Annotated in this window: 15 protein-coding genes and 1 riboswitch; all 15 genes read left to right on the forward strand. The window is 42.1% G+C overall.

All coding sequences use genetic code 11. From position 1 onward, the window contains the following. Positions 1 to 21: 21 nt before the first annotated feature. The 15 genes from JOC78_RS14880 (at position 22) to cotE (ending at position 16,673) form a co-directional block, all read left to right on the forward strand. Positions 22 to 813 carry a DUF3388 domain-containing protein gene (locus JOC78_RS14880; protein WP_204557298.1) on the forward strand — a complete coding sequence of 264 codons (792 nt, stop codon included), beginning with the start codon at positions 22 to 24 and terminating at the stop codon, positions 811 to 813. A 17-nt stretch (positions 814 to 830) separates the two neighbouring features. Next, positions 831 to 1,697: a RodZ domain-containing protein gene (locus tag JOC78_RS17760; RefSeq protein ID WP_204557299.1), complete on the forward strand. Its 867-nt coding sequence runs from the start codon at positions 831 to 833 to the stop codon at positions 1,695 to 1,697. 132 nt (positions 1,698 to 1,829) lie between these two features. After that, positions 1,830 to 2,408 (forward strand): CDP-diacylglycerol--glycerol-3-phosphate 3-phosphatidyltransferase, encoded by a 579-nt coding sequence (gene pgsA / locus JOC78_RS14890; protein WP_204557300.1) that lies wholly within the window; start codon positions 1,830 to 1,832, stop codon positions 2,406 to 2,408. Between the two features lie 66 nt (positions 2,409 to 2,474). Continuing rightward, positions 2,475 to 3,731, forward strand: a complete 1,257-nt coding sequence (locus tag JOC78_RS14895; protein ID WP_204557301.1) for a competence/damage-inducible protein A — start codon at positions 2,475 to 2,477, stop codon at positions 3,729 to 3,731. 75 nt (positions 3,732 to 3,806) lie between these two features. Continuing rightward, positions 3,807 to 3,918: riboswitch (SAM riboswitch) on the forward strand. 80 nt (positions 3,919 to 3,998) lie between these two features. After that, the gene (locus tag JOC78_RS14900; RefSeq protein ID WP_204557302.1) at positions 3,999 to 5,297 is read left to right on the forward strand and encodes an O-acetylhomoserine aminocarboxypropyltransferase/cysteine synthase family protein; all 1,299 of its coding nucleotides are present in this window, start codon (positions 3,999 to 4,001) and stop codon (positions 5,295 to 5,297) included. Positions 5,298 to 5,677: 380 nt separating this feature from the next. Next, a complete protein-coding gene (recA, locus tag JOC78_RS14905; protein ID WP_204557303.1) occupies positions 5,678 to 6,724 on the forward strand; it encodes a recombinase RecA in 1,047 nt (348 codons plus the stop codon). A 243-nt stretch (positions 6,725 to 6,967) separates the two neighbouring features. After that, positions 6,968 to 8,527 (forward strand): ribonuclease Y, encoded by a 1,560-nt coding sequence (gene rny / locus JOC78_RS14910; protein WP_204557306.1) that lies wholly within the window; start codon positions 6,968 to 6,970, stop codon positions 8,525 to 8,527. 69 nt (positions 8,528 to 8,596) lie between these two features. Continuing rightward, the gene (locus JOC78_RS14915) at positions 8,597 to 9,397 is read left to right on the forward strand and encodes a TIGR00282 family metallophosphoesterase (RefSeq protein ID WP_204557308.1); all 801 of its coding nucleotides are present in this window, start codon (positions 8,597 to 8,599) and stop codon (positions 9,395 to 9,397) included. Positions 9,398 to 9,537: 140 nt separating this feature from the next. Further along, complete coding sequence (spoVS, locus tag JOC78_RS14920; protein ID WP_026566505.1) at positions 9,538 to 9,798, forward strand: stage V sporulation protein SpoVS; 261 nt, start codon at positions 9,538 to 9,540, stop codon at positions 9,796 to 9,798. A gap of 157 nt (positions 9,799 to 9,955) precedes the next feature. Beyond that, the gene (locus tag JOC78_RS14925; protein ID WP_204557311.1) at positions 9,956 to 10,876 is read left to right on the forward strand and encodes a dipeptidase; all 921 of its coding nucleotides are present in this window, start codon (positions 9,956 to 9,958) and stop codon (positions 10,874 to 10,876) included. Positions 10,877 to 10,972: 96 nt separating this feature from the next. Further along, complete coding sequence (locus JOC78_RS14930) at positions 10,973 to 12,745, forward strand: 2-oxoacid:acceptor oxidoreductase subunit alpha (RefSeq protein WP_204557313.1); 1,773 nt, start codon at positions 10,973 to 10,975, stop codon at positions 12,743 to 12,745. Beyond that, complete coding sequence (locus tag JOC78_RS14935) at positions 12,711 to 13,598, forward strand: 2-oxoacid:ferredoxin oxidoreductase subunit beta (RefSeq protein ID WP_204557316.1); 888 nt, start codon at positions 12,711 to 12,713, stop codon at positions 13,596 to 13,598. The genes JOC78_RS14930 and JOC78_RS14935 overlap by 35 nt, the downstream gene beginning before the upstream one ends. A 239-nt stretch (positions 13,599 to 13,837) precedes the next feature. Beyond that, positions 13,838 to 15,385, forward strand: a complete 1,548-nt coding sequence (gene miaB / locus JOC78_RS14940; RefSeq protein ID WP_204557319.1) for a tRNA (N6-isopentenyl adenosine(37)-C2)-methylthiotransferase MiaB — start codon at positions 13,838 to 13,840, stop codon at positions 15,383 to 15,385. 1 nt (position 15,386) lies between these two features. Further along, the gene (locus JOC78_RS14945; RefSeq protein ID WP_204557322.1) at positions 15,387 to 15,818 is read left to right on the forward strand and encodes a YlbF/YmcA family competence regulator; all 432 of its coding nucleotides are present in this window, start codon (positions 15,387 to 15,389) and stop codon (positions 15,816 to 15,818) included. 318 nt (positions 15,819 to 16,136) lie between these two features. After that, positions 16,137 to 16,673, forward strand: coding sequence for an outer spore coat protein CotE (cotE, locus tag JOC78_RS14950; RefSeq protein WP_204557324.1), 537 nt, complete (start codon positions 16,137 to 16,139; stop codon positions 16,671 to 16,673). Positions 16,674 to 16,697: the final 24 nt, after the last annotated feature.

Raw genomic sequence — 16,697 nt, forward strand, 5'->3', positions numbered from 1 at the left:
AAGTAACGAGGAGGTTGTTTTGTGTCGAAAAAAGAATGGTATTTAGAATATAAAATTTTGAAGAACCGTCCTGGCTTATTAGGTGATATCTCCTCATTACTAGGTATGCTGTCTATCAATATTGTGACGATCAACGGGGTTGACGACGGCATCCGCGGATTGTTGATGCTAGCGCATAGTGAAGACCAGATCAGGCGTCTTGAGTCCATTTTATGTACGATGGATACGATTGAAATCATCAAATTAAGAGAGCCGAAATTGCGGGATAGAATGGCAGTCCGGCATGGAAGATATATTCAAAGAGATGCGGATGATAAAAAAACATTTCGATTTGTGCGGGACGAACTTGGACTTCTTGTCGATTTTATGGCAGAATTGTATAAAATGGAAGGCCATAAATTAATCGGAATTCGCGGAATGCCAAGAGTTGGCAAAACAGAATCGATTGTGGCCTCAAGTGTATGTGCCAACAAAAAGTGGCTTTTTGTATCATCTACCATGATTAAACAAACAGTTCGCGATCAATTGATTCGTGATGAATACAGTCCTAATAACATTTTTATTATGGATGGAGTCATTTCTACGCAAAGAGCCAATGAAAAACATTGGCAGCTTGTTAGAGAAATCATGCGTTTGCCTGCTGTTAAAGTAGTGGAGCATCCGGACATTTTTGTTCAAAACAGTGAATATAAATTAGATGATTTTGATTATATTATTGAACTTCGCAATTATCCCGACGAAGAAATTACATATGAACCTGTTGAAAAAAACAGTTTCTTCCAAGATTCAAACTTCGGTGGCTTTGACTTTTAAAATGGAAGGTGTTATGGGTGACAGAATTAGGGAATCGATTAAAAGAAGCACGAGAAGCAAAGGGTTTGTCGCTAGCTGATGTGCAAGAAGCAACGAAAATTCAAAAGCGCTATTTAGCCGGGATTGAAGAAGGCAATTATGATATTATGCCCGGGAAATTTTATATTCGAGCGTTTATTAAACAATATGCAGAAGCGGTCGGACTGAATTCTGAAGAATTGTTTGAACAATATAAAAATGAAATCCCTTCTTCACATGAAGATGAAGTTCCCCAGCGAGCAACTAAAGTAGAGCAGGTGAGCAATTCCATACCTGCGGAGTCATCAAAGATCTTAGAATATTTGCCTAAAATATTGCTTGGGGCTTTCATTATCGGAGCTGTCTTCTTAGTGTGGGTGCTGATTCCAAAAGGCGGATCAGATAATGAGGCTGTAAAAGAAGAACCTGTGCAAGTAGAGGAGCAAGCGGAAGAAGAAACGAAAACCGAAGAAACCAAGCCTGCTGAAAAAGAGGAAAAAGAGACGAAAGAAGTAGCGAAAGTGGAAGAGCCTGCTCCCCAAAAGCTTACAGCGGTTGGTACGTCAGGCCGAACAACTACCTATGAGTTAGCTGATGCAGATAAATTTGAAGTAACAGTTTCTTCTAAAGGTGAAACGTGGGTCATTATTTCTGACGGAAATCAAAAGAAGTATTTTAACAACATGCTGAAAAGCGGAGAATCAAAAACTTTTGATCTCGCTGGACAGACCGAAGCGAAAATTGTGGTCGGGTTCGCTCCTGATGCTGAAATTAAAGTAAATGGAGAGACGGTCAATTATAAGCTTCCTGCAGACCAGCAAGTACGTCAAGATATTCTAATCCAAATGAAAAAGGCAGGGCAATAACAGGTTTAGCCGGGTGGCAAAAAAGGGGGCAAAGCGTGTTTCGCTCTGTTTCCCTTTTTTCTTTATTCAAACTAGATGTTGATCATCAGCAGTGAATAAGCCGCTCTCGTTTGAATATGTGGAGGGACAATTGTGAATTTACCGAATCAAATTACAGTATCACGTATTTTTATGATCCCCATCTTTTTAGTCATAATGGTGGTTCCGTGGAATTGGGGAGATGTACGCTTCTTAGGAACTGATATGCCTCTTGCGCATCTGGTAGGAGCTATTATTTTTATCATTGCTTCAACGACAGATTGGATCGATGGGTATTACGCGAGAAAGTATAATCTCGTAACTAACTTAGGCAAGTTCCTTGATCCGCTTGCGGACAAGCTTCTCGTATCGGCTGCACTTATTGTGTTAGTAGAACAGGATCTCGCGGCTTCTTGGCTTGTGATTATTATTATCAGCCGTGAATTTGCTGTAACTGGCCTGCGTCTGATTCTAGCGGGAGAAGGTGAAGTAGTGGCTGCTAATATGCTTGGGAAGATTAAAACCTGGGCTCAAATTGTTGCCATCTCAGCTTTATTGCTTCACAATGCACCGTTTGAAAGCTTTTCTATCCCATTTGCCGATTTTGCACTATGGGTAGCTGTATTCTTTACCATTTGGTCTGGGTGGGATTATTTCTATCTGAATCGCCAAGTATTCAAAAACTCAAAATAAAGAACAGCACCATTGGTTATGCAGCCAATGGTGTTTTTTACAGGATAAATGTTAGGAGACGATACAATGAATGCAGAAATCATCGCGGTTGGCTCTGAACTCTTATTAGGGCAGATCGCTAATACAAATGCTCAGTTTATTTCGCGTCATTTAGCTGAAGTGGGTGTCAATGTGTATTTCCACACAGTAGTAGGCGATAATCCAGATCGATTAAAGGAGGCTGTGCGACTGGCGGAACAGCGTGCAGACTTGCTTATTTTTACAGGAGGGCTGGGTCCGACAAAAGATGATTTGACGAAGGAAGTGCTTGCTTCCTGTGCAGGAAAAGAACTGGTATACGATCAGGCAGCGCTTGAAAGCATTAAAAGCTATTTTTTAAAAACGAATCGTGTCATGACAGAAAACAATAAAAAGCAAGCATTGATCATTAAAGACAGCGTTGTGCTTGCTAACAATCATGGGATGGCTCCTGGCATGTTTTTAAAATCCGAACATGCCTATTACATGCTGCTGCCCGGGCCGCCAAAAGAAATGCAGCCCATGTTTGTTGAATACGGTAAACCGCTCTTGCTTCAGATTCAAGACAAAGTAGAGCGTATTGAATCACGCGTCTTAAGGTTTTTTGGAATCGGGGAGTCGGTGCTTGAAACAAAAATTGAAGATCTCCTTCAAAATCAATCAAATCCTACGATCGCTCCTCTTGCAGGCGATGGAGAAGTAACGCTTCGGGTTACTGCTAAGCATGAATCCGAACAAGAAGCCTACCGATTAATTAAAAAGACAGAAGAGGAGATTCTGCAAAGAGTGGGGCAATTTTTTTATGGATACGATCAGACAACCATCATTGCTGAGGTGGCTGGACTGCTCATGCAGCATAATAAAACAATTGCGGCTGCAGAAAGCCTGACAGGCGGTCTGTTCCAAAGCGAATTGACCAGTGTGCCGGATGCGAGTTCTATTTATAAAGGCGGACTCGTATGCTATTCCAATGAATCGAAAGAACAATTTGTCCGAGTGAGAAAGCAAACCATTGAAAAATTCGGAGCAGTCAGTGAAGAATGTGCGATGGAATTAGCGGAAAATATTCGCGAACTATTTGATACAGATTTCGGCATCAGCTTTACAGGGGTGGCGGGACCCAATGAGTTGGAAGGGAAAATGCCGGGTACTGTCTGGGTTGGTCTAGCAGAGAAAGATAAGCAGACAAAAGCCTATTTGCTCGAGCTTGCCGGCAGCCGATCCGGCATTCGCAAACGTTCCGTTCAATACGGATGTCATTACCTATTGAACGAAATGAAGTCAAGAAAGATTGAAATGTTCTAAAAATTATTGACTATTCCGATTAGTTTGATTTATAATTTTTTTAAGAAGTTCAAATTCAACAATTTCATATCGACACTCTTATTGAGAGCGGCGGAGGGACTAGGCCCGATGAAGCCCGGCAACCTTCAGGCATTTGCCTGAAACGGTGCTAATTCCTACAGGCTTGTTTGAGCTTGGAAAATAAGAGGAGGACATATATAACCCCTCTTCTTAACAAGGAAGAGGGGTTTTTGATTGTTGGAAGAACTATTTTAGGAGGTTAGTGAAATGACGAAAGAAAACTGGAATGCCGAAACGTTATTACTTCATGGAGGACAGGTGCCAGATCCTGTAACCGGTGCAAGAGCGGTTCCGATCTACGAATCTACATCGTATGTTTTTGAAGACACTGATCATGCGAATGCATTATTCGCTTTGCAAAAACCGGGGAATATTTATACCCGCATCACTAACCCGACAGTCGATGTCTTCGAAAAACGCGTCGCTTTACTAGAAGGGGGAGCGGCTGCGGTAGCGCTGTCTTCAGGAATGGCGGCCATCTCATTTGCTATTTTAAATCTTGCTCATGCCGGCGATGAAATCATAGCAGCTTCCAATCTGTATGGCGGTACATATAATTTATTTGCCAATACATTGCCTAAGTACGGAATAAACGTGAAGTTTGTAGATGCGACGGATCCTGAGAACTTCCGTCAGGCCATTACGCCAAAAACAAAAGCGTTCTTTGGTGAGATCATCGGCAATCCATCATTAAATGTGTTTGATGTAGAAGCTGTCGCGGCTATTGCTCATGAAAATGGGCTTCCATTAATTATCGACAATACATTTGCTTCTCCAATTGTCGCACAGCCAATTAAATGGGGAGCAGATATCGTTGTGCATTCAGCGACTAAATGGATCAGCGGACACGGCACCGTTATTGGCGGGGTAGTGGTTGACAGCGGAACATTTAATTGGAATTCTGATAAATTCCCTGGTTTTACGGAGCCAGACGAATCTTATCATGGGCTGAAATATGCAGATATCGAAGGTCCGGCATTTGCTATTAAATTACGTGTGCAGCTGCTTCGTGACTTCGGTCCAAGTCTAAGCGCCCACAGTGCGTTTTTGCTGCTGCAAGGACTTGAAACTTTAGGTTTGAGAATTAGCAGACACAATGAAAATACACTGAAAATTGTGGATTACTTAAAGAATCACCCGGCGGTAGAATGGGTATCTCATCCAAGTCTTCAGGAGCATCCGACTCATGACCTGGCTAAAAAATATTTAACTGATAGTTTCGGTTCCATTGTCGTTTTCGGAATTAAAGGCGGCCGTGAAGCTGGAAAGAAATTAATAGATAACATTGAACTATGGTCGCATGTAGCGAATGTCGGGGATGGGAAATCCTTGATCATCCACCCGGCTTCAACTACTCATCAGCAGCTGAGCGGAGATGACTTAAAGCAAACAGGAGTAACGGAAGAGTTAATTCGCTTGTCGGTCGGCCTTGAATCTACGAAAGATCTCATTGCGGATTTAAATCAAGCAATTGAAAAGGCAACAGGAGTGGCAGTCGAGCAGTAAACCATAAAGATGGGCGTGAGAAACTTTGATTTCTCACGCTTATTTTAGTTTAGGAGGAACTTGGCGCTCTTTAAATTAGCTGAATGCATTGTAATGTGCTAATATAAATGTTGTTAGAATGTTTTGCCCCCACTCTCGCAATCCCCCCGCAGAAACCATGCTTTTTGCAGCTTCAATGCTATCCTTCTCAAGAAAATTTCTCATTTTTCGCTGTCTTTGCCAAACTTTCAAGTCTGAAGGATGTGATAATAAAAATACGAATAAATGTTCGATTTTTGCTTGAAATCGTCTCAAATAACAGGTATAGTAATAGTAGGTTTTGAAACAGTAATTTAAGTGAATGTTTATTTTATAGATTGTCATTTTAGGGAGGAATTTGAGTGAACGATCGTCAATCAGCGTTAGACATGGCCTTAAAACAAATTGAGAAGCAATTTGGTAAAGGTTCAATTATGAAATTAGGTGAACAGACTGAACGTAAGATTTCTACGTTCCCAAGCGGTTCATTAGCTTTAGATGCTGCTCTTGGAGTAGGTGGATATCCAAGAGGACGTATTATTGAAATCTATGGACCTGAAAGCTCGGGTAAAACGACTGTCGCTCTGCATGCCATTGCAGAAGTGCAGGCCAAAGGCGGCCAAGCGGCATTTATCGATGCTGAACACGCGCTAGATCCTGTCTATGCGCAAAAATTAGGGGTCAATATTGATGAATTATTGCTCTCACAACCCGATACTGGAGAACAGGCTCTTGAAATTGCCGAAGCTCTAGTGCGAAGCGGAGCGGTTGATATTCTTGTTATTGACTCAGTAGCCGCACTTGTACCGAAAGCGGAAATTGAAGGGGAAATGGGTGACTCTCACGTTGGTTTGCAGGCTCGTTTGATGTCACAGGCCCTTCGTAAATTGTCAGGTGCCATCAATAAATCGAAAACGATTGCTATCTTTATCAACCAGATTCGTGAAAAGGTCGGCGTGATGTTTGGCAATCCAGAAGTTACTCCAGGGGGACGTGCGCTTAAATTCTACAGTTCTGTCCGTTTAGAAGTGCGTCGCGCAGAAGCACTTAAACAAGGCAATGAAATGGTAGGGAATAAGACGAAGATCAAAGTTGTAAAAAATAAAGTGGCTCCTCCATTCCGTGTAGCTGAAGTAGATATCATGTACGGTGAAGGTATTTCCAGAGAAGGGGAAATCATTGACCTGGGCTCCGAGGAAGATATCGTACAAAAAAGCGGTGCGTGGTATTCGTACAATGAAGAGCGTTTAGGCCAGGGCCGTGAAAATGCGAAACAATTCTTAAAAGAGAATCCGGATGTCCGTCAGGAGATTATGCTTAAAATCCGTCAGCATTATGGACTGGATGCAGAAGTGCTAGAACCTGCAGATGAGAATCCAGAGGAAGAGTTTAACTTGCTCGATGAATAAGTAAATCGATAGGGGCAATGCCACTCGGCGTTGCCCCTATATGCAGATATCAGACAATAATACTTAGACTGTCAAACGAAACCCTTGACAAGGATTTTTTCCACCTATAAAATTAACATGTATATTTTACATTTTTTTCTCTTTAAAAAGGAAAGCTTAGAGCTGAATATTGAAAGAATTCACAATGTATCAGCCGACATGTTAAAAGCATGGCAAAAGATCATAGCAAGGGGAGGTGAAAAGATGGAACCCATTACAATCATCTCCATTTTGCTTGGCCTAATCGTCGGTGTAGTTGTTGGCTATTTTGTTCGGAAATCCATTGCTGAAACAAAAATCGCAGGAGCGAAAAGCGCAGCGGATCAAATTATTGACGACGCAAAGCGTGAAGCAGAAGCTTTGAAGAAAGAAGCCCTGCTAGAAGCAAAGGACGAAATTCATAAGCTTCGTACAGAGACCGAATTAGAACTTCGTGAACGAAGAAACGAATTGCAAAAACAAGAAAATCGTTTGTTACAAAAAGAAGAGAACCTCGATCGGAAAGATCATACGCTTAACAAACGCGAAGCGATGCTCGAGAAGAAAGAAGAATCTCTTAATGAAAGACAACAACATATTGAAGAGATGGACAGCAAAGTGGATGAGATGGTTAAGAAACAGCAATCTGAACTTGAACGTATTTCTAGCCTCACTCGCGATGAAGCCCGTGCGATTATATTAGATCGCGTCGAGCAAGAGCTTGCTCATGATATAGCTATCATGGTAAAAGAGCAAGAAAATCGCGCCAAAGAGGATGCGGATAAAAAGGCGAAAGAAATTCTATCTTTAGCCGTTCAGCGTTGTGCTGCAGATCATGTAGCTGAAACAACGGTATCAGTTGTTAACTTGCCAAACGATGAAATGAAAGGTCGAATTATCGGACGTGAAGGCCGAAATATTCGAACGCTAGAAACACTGACGGGAATCGATTTAATTATCGATGATACCCCAGAAGCTGTTATTCTTTCCGGTTTTGATCCGATTCGCCGTGAAACAGCGAGAATTGCTCTCGAAAAACTGGTTCAAGATGGTCGTATCCATCCGGCACGAATTGAAGAAATGGTGGACAAAGCCAGAAGAGAAGTGGATGAATATATCCGTGAAATCGGTGAACAAACTACTTTTGAAGTAGGTGTCCACGGGCTCCATCCAGATCTAATCAAAATTTTAGGCCGTTTGAAATTCCGTACAAGCTACGGTCAAAATGTACTGAAGCATTCGATGGAGGTAGCCTACCTTTCCGGATTGCTTGCAGCAGAACTGGGTGAAGATGAAATTCTAGCCCGCCGAGCAGGATTGCTTCACGATATTGGAAAAGCAGTCGATCATGAAGTAGAAGGAAGTCATGTTGAAATCGGAGTGGAATTAGGTACGAAGTACAAAGAACACCCGGTTGTTATTAACAGTATTGCTTCTCATCACGGAGATACTGAACCAACATCAGTGATTGCAGTACTTGTAGCAGCTGCCGATGCCTTGTCTGCTGCTAGACCAGGCGCCCGCAGTGAAACACTTGAAAATTACATCCGTCGTTTAGAGAAGCTTGAAGAAATCTCTGAATCATATGATGGTGTAGAGAAATCATTTGCGATCCAAGCAGGCCGTGAAGTGAGTATCATGGTTAAGCCGGAGCAAATTGATGATTTACAATCTCATCGTTTAGCGCGCGATATCCGTAAAAGAATCGAAGGTGAACTGGATTATCCAGGTCACATTAAAGTTACAGTTATTAGAGAAACACGTGCTGTTGAATATGCAAAATAAAGCGGTGTGATTATTCACACCGCTTTCCTTATGCAATGAATAAAAGCAACAAGAAGAAAGGACGGCTTTATGAAAATATTATTTGTTGGTGATGTTGTAGGATCGCCGGGAAGAGATATGGTAAGTGAGTATTTGCCGCGGCTAAAAAAGAAATATATGCCTGAACTGACGATCGTAAATGGAGAAAATGCGGCTGCAGGGCGAGGCATAACGGAGAAAATTTATCGTCAATTTATGAACGATGGAGCAAATGCGGTCACGCTAGGCAATCATGCATGGGATAATAAGGACATTTTTGAATTTATTGATAAGGCAAAATGGCTTGTCCGTCCAGCTAATTTTCCTAAAGGCACGCCAGGGAATGGAATGGTATTTGTGAAAAATGCGGGAGTAGAGGTAGCGGTCATTAATCTTCAAGGCCGCACATTTATGCCTGCATTAGATGATCCGTTTCAAGAAGTAGAGAGGCTAGTGGAGGAAGCTCGAGAGCGCACACCGATTATTTTTGTGGATTTTCACGCAGAAGCAACGAGCGAGAAGCAAGCGCTGGGCTGGTTTTTAGATGGGAGAGTATCAGCCGTAGTAGGTACTCATACACATGTACAGACAGCTGATAATCGTGTGCTTCCCGGCGGTACAGCCTATCTGTCTGATGTAGGGATGACTGGGCCATATGACAGTGTTCTAGGCATGGAGAAAGAACCCGTTTTAAAGCGGTTCTTAACCAGTCTGCCAGTCAGATTTGAAGTGCCGAAAAGCGGCCGTGCGCAATTAAGCGCGTGTGTGATTGAAATCGACCGCAAGACAGGAAAAGCTAAATCGATCAATCGCATTTTAATTAATGAAGATTCACCTTTTATTGCAGAATAATTTAGCGTTTCCCCTTAGTTTCCACTTCTAGTGTAATACCTGACTGTTGTATTGAATATAGTAGCAATGGAAGGGAAGCGACCAACTGTGTTCACTATGGAATGAGCATGCGGTGTGGTTTAACAAAAGGGGGACAAGGAATGGATATATTAAAAGTTTCGGCAAAATCTAATCCAAATTCTGTAGCTGGTGCACTAGCCGGTGTTCTTCGGGAAAGAGGGGCGGCTGAAATTCAGGCAATTGGAGCCGGAGCCTTGAATCAGGCGGTAAAAGCCGTTGCCATTGCCAGAGGTTTTGTGGCGCCAAGCGGTGTGGATTTAATCTGCATACCTGCCTTTACCGATATCTTAATTGATGGTGAAGAGAGGACAGCGATTAAATTGATTGTGGAACCGCGTTAGGCAGGTGGAAAAGAGAGGCTGAGAATGTTCAGCCTCTCTTTATTTTAGGGAATTTTAATTTTTTCAAAAAACTTTTGCAATTTAAGAAAAATAGGCGTAGACTAATAAAATATACTAATCCGATTAATTTAATATGTTTTAGTGTGGAGGGCTGTTCATGATTTTTGATGCACATTGTGATGTGTTATATCGTTTACAGAACGAAAAAGATCTTCATTTTTCAAAATCAGGTCCATTGCATGTTACATATCAGGAATTAAAAAATGCAGGTGCAAAGGTCCAGTGTTTCGCCATCTTTCTTTCGCCTTCCCTGCCGCCATCGAGGCGGTTTGAAGCAGCACTTGAACAAGTGGATCTGTTTTATGAAAGAATCGTAAAACCGCATGCCGATATTCAAGTGATTACTTCAAAAAGGGATATACAAAACCTGAAAGAACATGAGATAGGCGTCGTCTTAACGCTGGAAGGATGTGAAGCCATTCAAGAGGACTTGATGAAGCTTAGAACACTTAAGCGGCTGGGGGTTTGTTCTGTAGGTTTGACATGGAACTATGCGAATACATTAGCAGATGGAGCGATGGAGAGCCGGGGAGCGGGACTGACTGCATTTGGCCGTCAGGTTGTTGAAGAACTCAATCAGATGAAGATATGGACAGATGTCTCCCATTTGTCAGAAAAGGCATTCTGGGATGTGCTTGAGCTCGCTGATTACCCAGTTGCCAGTCATTCTAATTCCTATAGTCTTTGTCCGCATCCTCGCAATTTAAAAGACGATCAAATAAAGGCGCTCATTCAAAAAAACAGTGTGATAGGGCTGACCTTTGTGCCGTTCTTTGTCAAAGATCATCCTAAGCCTTCTATAGCAGATTTTTTACAGCATGTGGATTATGTTTGCGGACTCGGCGGAGAATTCCATCTGGGGTTTGGATCAGATTTTGATGGAATTGATGAAACAATTCCAGGTTTAGATTCCTTTCAAGGTTATCTTCAATTGGCGGAGCTGTTAGATAAACATTATTCTGCCAGCCAAGTTGAAAATTTTTTATATCATAATTTCGTTCGATACTTTCCAGACTGACCAAGCCCTTTTATGTAGTGATTTTTTTGGAAAAGTGATACACTATGTTAGGAACGAGCTAAGGAGATTCGAGCGTATTAAAGGAGTGTTATACCAATGATAGAACAGCTTTCTTGGAAAGTTGGCGGACAGCAAGGCGAAGGAATTGAAAGTACAGGAGAAATATTCTCCATGGCTTTAAATCGTTTAGGATATTTTTTATATGGCTATCGCCATTTCTCTTCCCGTATTAAAGGAGGACATACGAATAACAAAATTCGCGTAAGCACAACTCAGGTTCGTGCAGTAGCGGATGATTTAGATATACTAGTCGCTTTTGATCAAGAAACCATTGATGTGAACTACCATGAATTGCATGACGGCGGAATTATTATTGCAGATGCTAAGTTTAAGCCGGTAAAGCCGGATGATACGAATGCTGAGATGTACGCTGTTCCTTTTACTGAAATGGCAACAGAATTAGGCACTTCTTTGATGAAAAACATGGTGGCTGTCGGTGCTACTTGTGCAGTCATTAACTTAGATGTGCAAGTATTCTTAGGTGTAGTCCAAGAAATCTTCGGCCGAAAAGGCGAAGCTGTGGTAGAAAAGAACATGGAAGCTATTAAGCAAGGCTATCTGCATATGCTTGAAAAACTTGGTGAGAAGGCTGGTTCTCTAGAACTAGCTAAAGCGGATGGCAAACAGCGGATGTTCATGATCGGCAATGATGCGATTGCTCTTGGGGCATTGGCTGGCGGCGTGCGTTTAATGGCAGCATACCCGATTACACCTGCATCTGAGATAATGGAATATTTAATAGATAAACTGCCAACTGTCGGCGGAACAGTCATTCAGACAGAGGATGAAATTGCTGCTGCCACGATGGCAATTGGCGCTAACTACGGCGGAATCCGTTCATTCACAGCTTCAGCAGGACCGGGCCTTTCATTGATGATGGAAGCGATTGGGCTTGCCGGCATGACGGAAACGCCGCTTGTGGTAGTGGACACTCAGCGCGGCGGTCCATCAACAGGACTTCCGACTAAACAAGAACAGTCTGATTTGATGGCCATGATTTATGGCACGCATGGAGAAATCCCTAAAATCGTTATTGCGCCAAGCACGGTGCAAGAAGCGTTTTACGATACAGTAGAAGCGTTTAATTTAGCGGAAGAATATCAATGCCCAGTCATTATTTTATCTGACCTGCAGCTGTCATTAGGAAAGCAGACAGTCGAGCCGCTTGATTACAGCAAAGTAGAAATCCGCAGAGGCAAACTCCTGCAGGAAGAACTTCCTGAAGCGGAAGCGAAATCGTATTTCAAACGATATGAAGTAACGGAAGATGGCGTATCACCGCGTGTGATTCCTGGCATGAAGCACGGAATCCACCATGTGACGGGCGTTGAGCATGATGAAACAGGTAAGCCTTCAGAGTCTCCGTCTAATCGATTGGCACAAATGGATAAGCGGATGCGTAAATTGGATCAAATCCAATTCGATACACCTGTTTACAAGAATGCAAAGCATGATGAAGCAGATCTATTGTTAATTGGATTTAACTCAACACGCGGAACAATTGATGAAGCGATCGGTCGTCTGGAGAAAGACGGTGTGAAAGTAAACCATGCGCAAATTCGTTTAATTCACCCGTTCCCAACTGATGAAATCCTGCCTTTAATTGAATCTGCAAAACACGTAGCGGTTGTTGAAAATAATGCAACTGGCCAGCTGGCGAGTATCATTAAAATGAATGCAGGTTTCCCTCAAAAGATTAAGAGCATGCTAAAGTATGATGGAAATCCATTTCAACCGCATCATATTTACACTAGTAGCAAGGAGCTGTTAAGTAATGGAAGCCTCAACAACAACAAAATCAACATTTAAAGACTTTCGGAATAATGTCAAGCCGAACTGGTGCCCAGGCTGCGGCGACTTTTCTGTTCAGGCGGCCATCCAGCGTGCGGCAGCAAACGCAGGCCTAAGTCCTGAAAAGCTGGCGGTTATTTCAGGTATCGGCTGTTCCGGACGGATTTCAGGATACATTAATTCATATGGTCTTCACGGCATTCATGGCCGGGCGCTTCCGATTGCTCAGGGAGTGAAAATGGCTAATAAGGACTTGACTGTTATTGCTTCCGGCGGTGATGGAGATGGTTTTGCGATCGGAATGGGCCATACCATTCATGCGATGCGCAGAAACATTGATTTAACTTATATCGTCATGGATAACCAAATCTATGGATTAACCAAAGGGCAAACATCTCCGCGATCTGCGGCAGGTTTTGTGACAAAGTCGACGCCTAAAGGAGCCATTGAAGGAGCTTTATCTCCTATGGAGCTGGCGATTACAAGCGGCGCCACATTTGTCGCCCAAAGCTTTTCAACAGACCTGAAAGAGCTGACTGCCATTATTGAAGCAGGAATTCAGCATAAAGGATTCTCGATCATTAATGTTTTCAGCCCATGCGTTACCTACAATAAAGTGAACACGTATGACTGGTTTAAAGAAAATCTGACGAAGCTTGCTGACGTGGAAGGGTATGATTCCACAAGCCGTGAGAGTGCAATGAGCACCCTGATGAAGCACGACAGCCTGGTGACGGGAATTATCTATCAAGATAAAGAAAAACCGTCGTATCAGCAACTTGTGTACGGTTATTCAGATGAGCCGTTGACGACACATGATTTAAAGCTAAAAGATGAAACATTTAATGAATTAGTCAAAGAATTCATGTAAAAAAGCTCGCCCTAGGGCGAGCTTTTTTGACGGATAGCATGAATAGATTATATACAGTAAATTTGTCTGATTTTTGCCAATGCCAGAGTTCTAAATTAAATGGACGGATTCTTATGTTGTCTAATAATATAGAAAGCTATATACTAAAATAATGTGCATGAGGTAATAAAATAGACGAGCAACTCTTATTATAATGATAGTTCTTATGCTTATTTGCAGCAATGGAAAGGAGTTAAATGATGAACGAACAACAGCGTTTACAAGGACAGCTTGCCAATTCTTCTGGGAATTCTTCGGACAAAAAATCCGAAAAGGATTACAGCAAGTATTTCGAGTCTGTCTTTATGCCGCCTTCTCTAAAAGAGGCGAAAAAGAGAGGAAAAGAAGAAGTCAGCTATCATAGCGATTTCTCTATTGATGAACAATTTAAAGGCATGGGTGAGGGACGCAAATTCTATATCCGCACCTATGGCTGCCAGATGAACGAGCATGATACAGAAGTGATGGCAGGCATCTTTTTAGCGTTAGGCTATGAACCGACAGACACGGTCGATGATGCGGATGTGATTCTATTAAACACGTGCGCGATTCGGGAAAATGCGGAGAACAAAGTGTTTGGTGAATTAGGCCATTTAAAAACGCTGAAGAAGAACCGCCCAGACTTGCTTTTAGGTGTTTGCGGCTGTATGTCTCAGGAAGAGTCGGTCGTCAATAAAATCATGAAAACGTATAACCAGGTAGACATGATATTCGGTACACACAACATTCACCGTCTTCCCCACATTCTGAATGAAGCCTATTTATCTAAAGAAATGGTCATTGAGGTGTGGTCAAAAGAAGGAGATGTCGTGGAGAATCTGCCGAAAGTCCGCAACGGCAAAATTAAAGCGTGGGTGAACATTATGTACGGCTGTGACAAGTTCTGCACGTACTGCATTGTTCCATACACCCGCGGAAAAGAGCGAAGCCGCCGTCCGGAAGAGATTATTCAGGAAGTTCGGCACTTAGCCGCCCAAGGCTATAAGGAAGTCACTTTGCTTGGACAAAACGTCAATGCTTACGGGAAAGACTTTGAAGATATTAATTATCGCCTTGGTGATTTAATGGATGACATCCGAACAATTGATATCCCGCGCATCCGCTTTACGACGAGTCATCCGCGCGACTTCGACGATCACTTAATTGAAGTTTTAGCGAAGAAAGGCAATTTAATGGACCACATTCATTTGCCGGTACAATCTGGATCAACCGATGTGTTAAAAATTATGGCGAGAAAATATACACGTGAACAATACTTGGAGCTCGTTCGCAAAATTAAAGCAGCGATTCCTGGCGCCACGTTAACAACAGACATTATTGTTGGTTATCCAAATGAGACGGACGAGCAGTTTGAAGAAACGATGTCTCTTTATCGCGAGGTTGGGTTTGATGCAGCTTATACATTCATTTATTCTCCGCGTGAAGGTACGCCAGCCGCTAAAATGGTTGATAATGTACCGATGGAAGTAAAGAAAGAGCGTTTGCAGCGTTTAAATGCGCTAGTCAATGAAATGTCAGCTGAAGCGATGATGAGCTATAAAGGTCAAATTGTAGATGTCCTAGTTGAGGGCGAGAGTAAAAAGAACCCGGACATTTTGGCAGGCTATACGAATAAAAGCAAGCTTGTTAACTTTAAAGGTCCGAAATCTGCAATAGGCCAAATTGTGAAAGTGAAGATTACAGATGCAAAAACGTGGTCGTTAAACGGTGAAGTAATAGAAGAACATGAAATGGCAGAGGTGAAATAATATGGCGAAGTATACAAAAGACGATATCGTTGCCCGTGCAACAGAACTTGCTAAAATGATTTCAGAAACAGAAGAAGTAGCGTTTTTTAAAGAAGCTGAATCAAAAATTCACGAAAATCAAAAAGTAAGAGAAAAAATCGCGAGCTTGAAAAGCTTGCAAAAGCAAGCCGTTAATTTTCAACATTACGGCAAGCTAGAAGCTTTAAAAATGATTGAAGAAAAGATTGAAAAGATTGAAAAAGATCTAGATGAAATTCCGGTCGTTCAGCAATTTAAAGATTCTCAAGTGGAAGTGAATGAATTGCTTCAAATCGTATCTTCTGCCATCTCCAATACAGTGACTGATCAAATCATTGAGTCTACCGGAGGAGATATCTTGCGCGGAGAGACAGGCTCACAAGTAAAGAACAGTATGCCTGGAAGCTGCAGCTAATTTAATGATTAATTCCTAGAGCATTCCGCCTATACCGCGGAATGCTTTTTCAATTCCGAACCTCCTTATCAGTTTTAAAAAATCTTCAATGAAGAACCTGTGCTTGTCAAACCAGCTTGAACGACTTTTGTCATTTGAATCATATTTTTGAATAGAAGGGCATATCTTTTTGTAGTGGGTATGTGCAAAAGTACTCAATATCAGCATCTATATAAATAAAAGACATAAGGCAGATGCTAATTTTTTTCAATCTTCTAGGCACATGACTCGGTTACTCTGCATAGGATAAATGGAGAACAAGCGAGGAGGTACGCTCGAATGGCAGAATATAGGGAAATAATTACAAAGTCGGTCGTTGCCAAAGGCCGTAAGTTTACTCAAACCCATCACACGATTCACCCGCCGCATCATCCATCGAGCATTTTAGGCTGCTGGATCATCAACCATGAGTATAAAGCAAAGAAAATGGGAAAAACGGTGGAAATTCACGGGCACTATGATGTGAACATTTGGTACTCGCATCACAACAACACAAAGACTTCCGTTGTGACTGAAAAGGTTGACTACCGTGATGTGATCAAATTGAAATATCGTGATGAACACTGTTTTGATGACGATGAAGTAATTGCAAGAGTATTGCAGCAGCCTAATTGCTGTGAGGCCGTCATTTCACCGCAAGGCAATAAGATTGTGGTGCAAGTGGAAAGAGAGTTTGTTGTGGAAGTAGTGGGTGAAACGAAGGTTTGTGTATCGGTTCATCCGCATGGCTGTGAAGATGATTGGGATTGTGATTTGCATGACGATGATTTTGATCAATTGGATACAGCATTTATGGATGATGATAAGGATTATTAGTCAAGCGTGCCTGCCGAATTTAAA

The sequence above is a fragment of the Bacillus ectoiniformans genome, from assembly GCF_016908875.1.
GTDB lineage: Bacteria > Bacillota > Bacilli > Bacillales > Domibacillaceae > Bacillus_BX > Bacillus_BX ectoiniformans.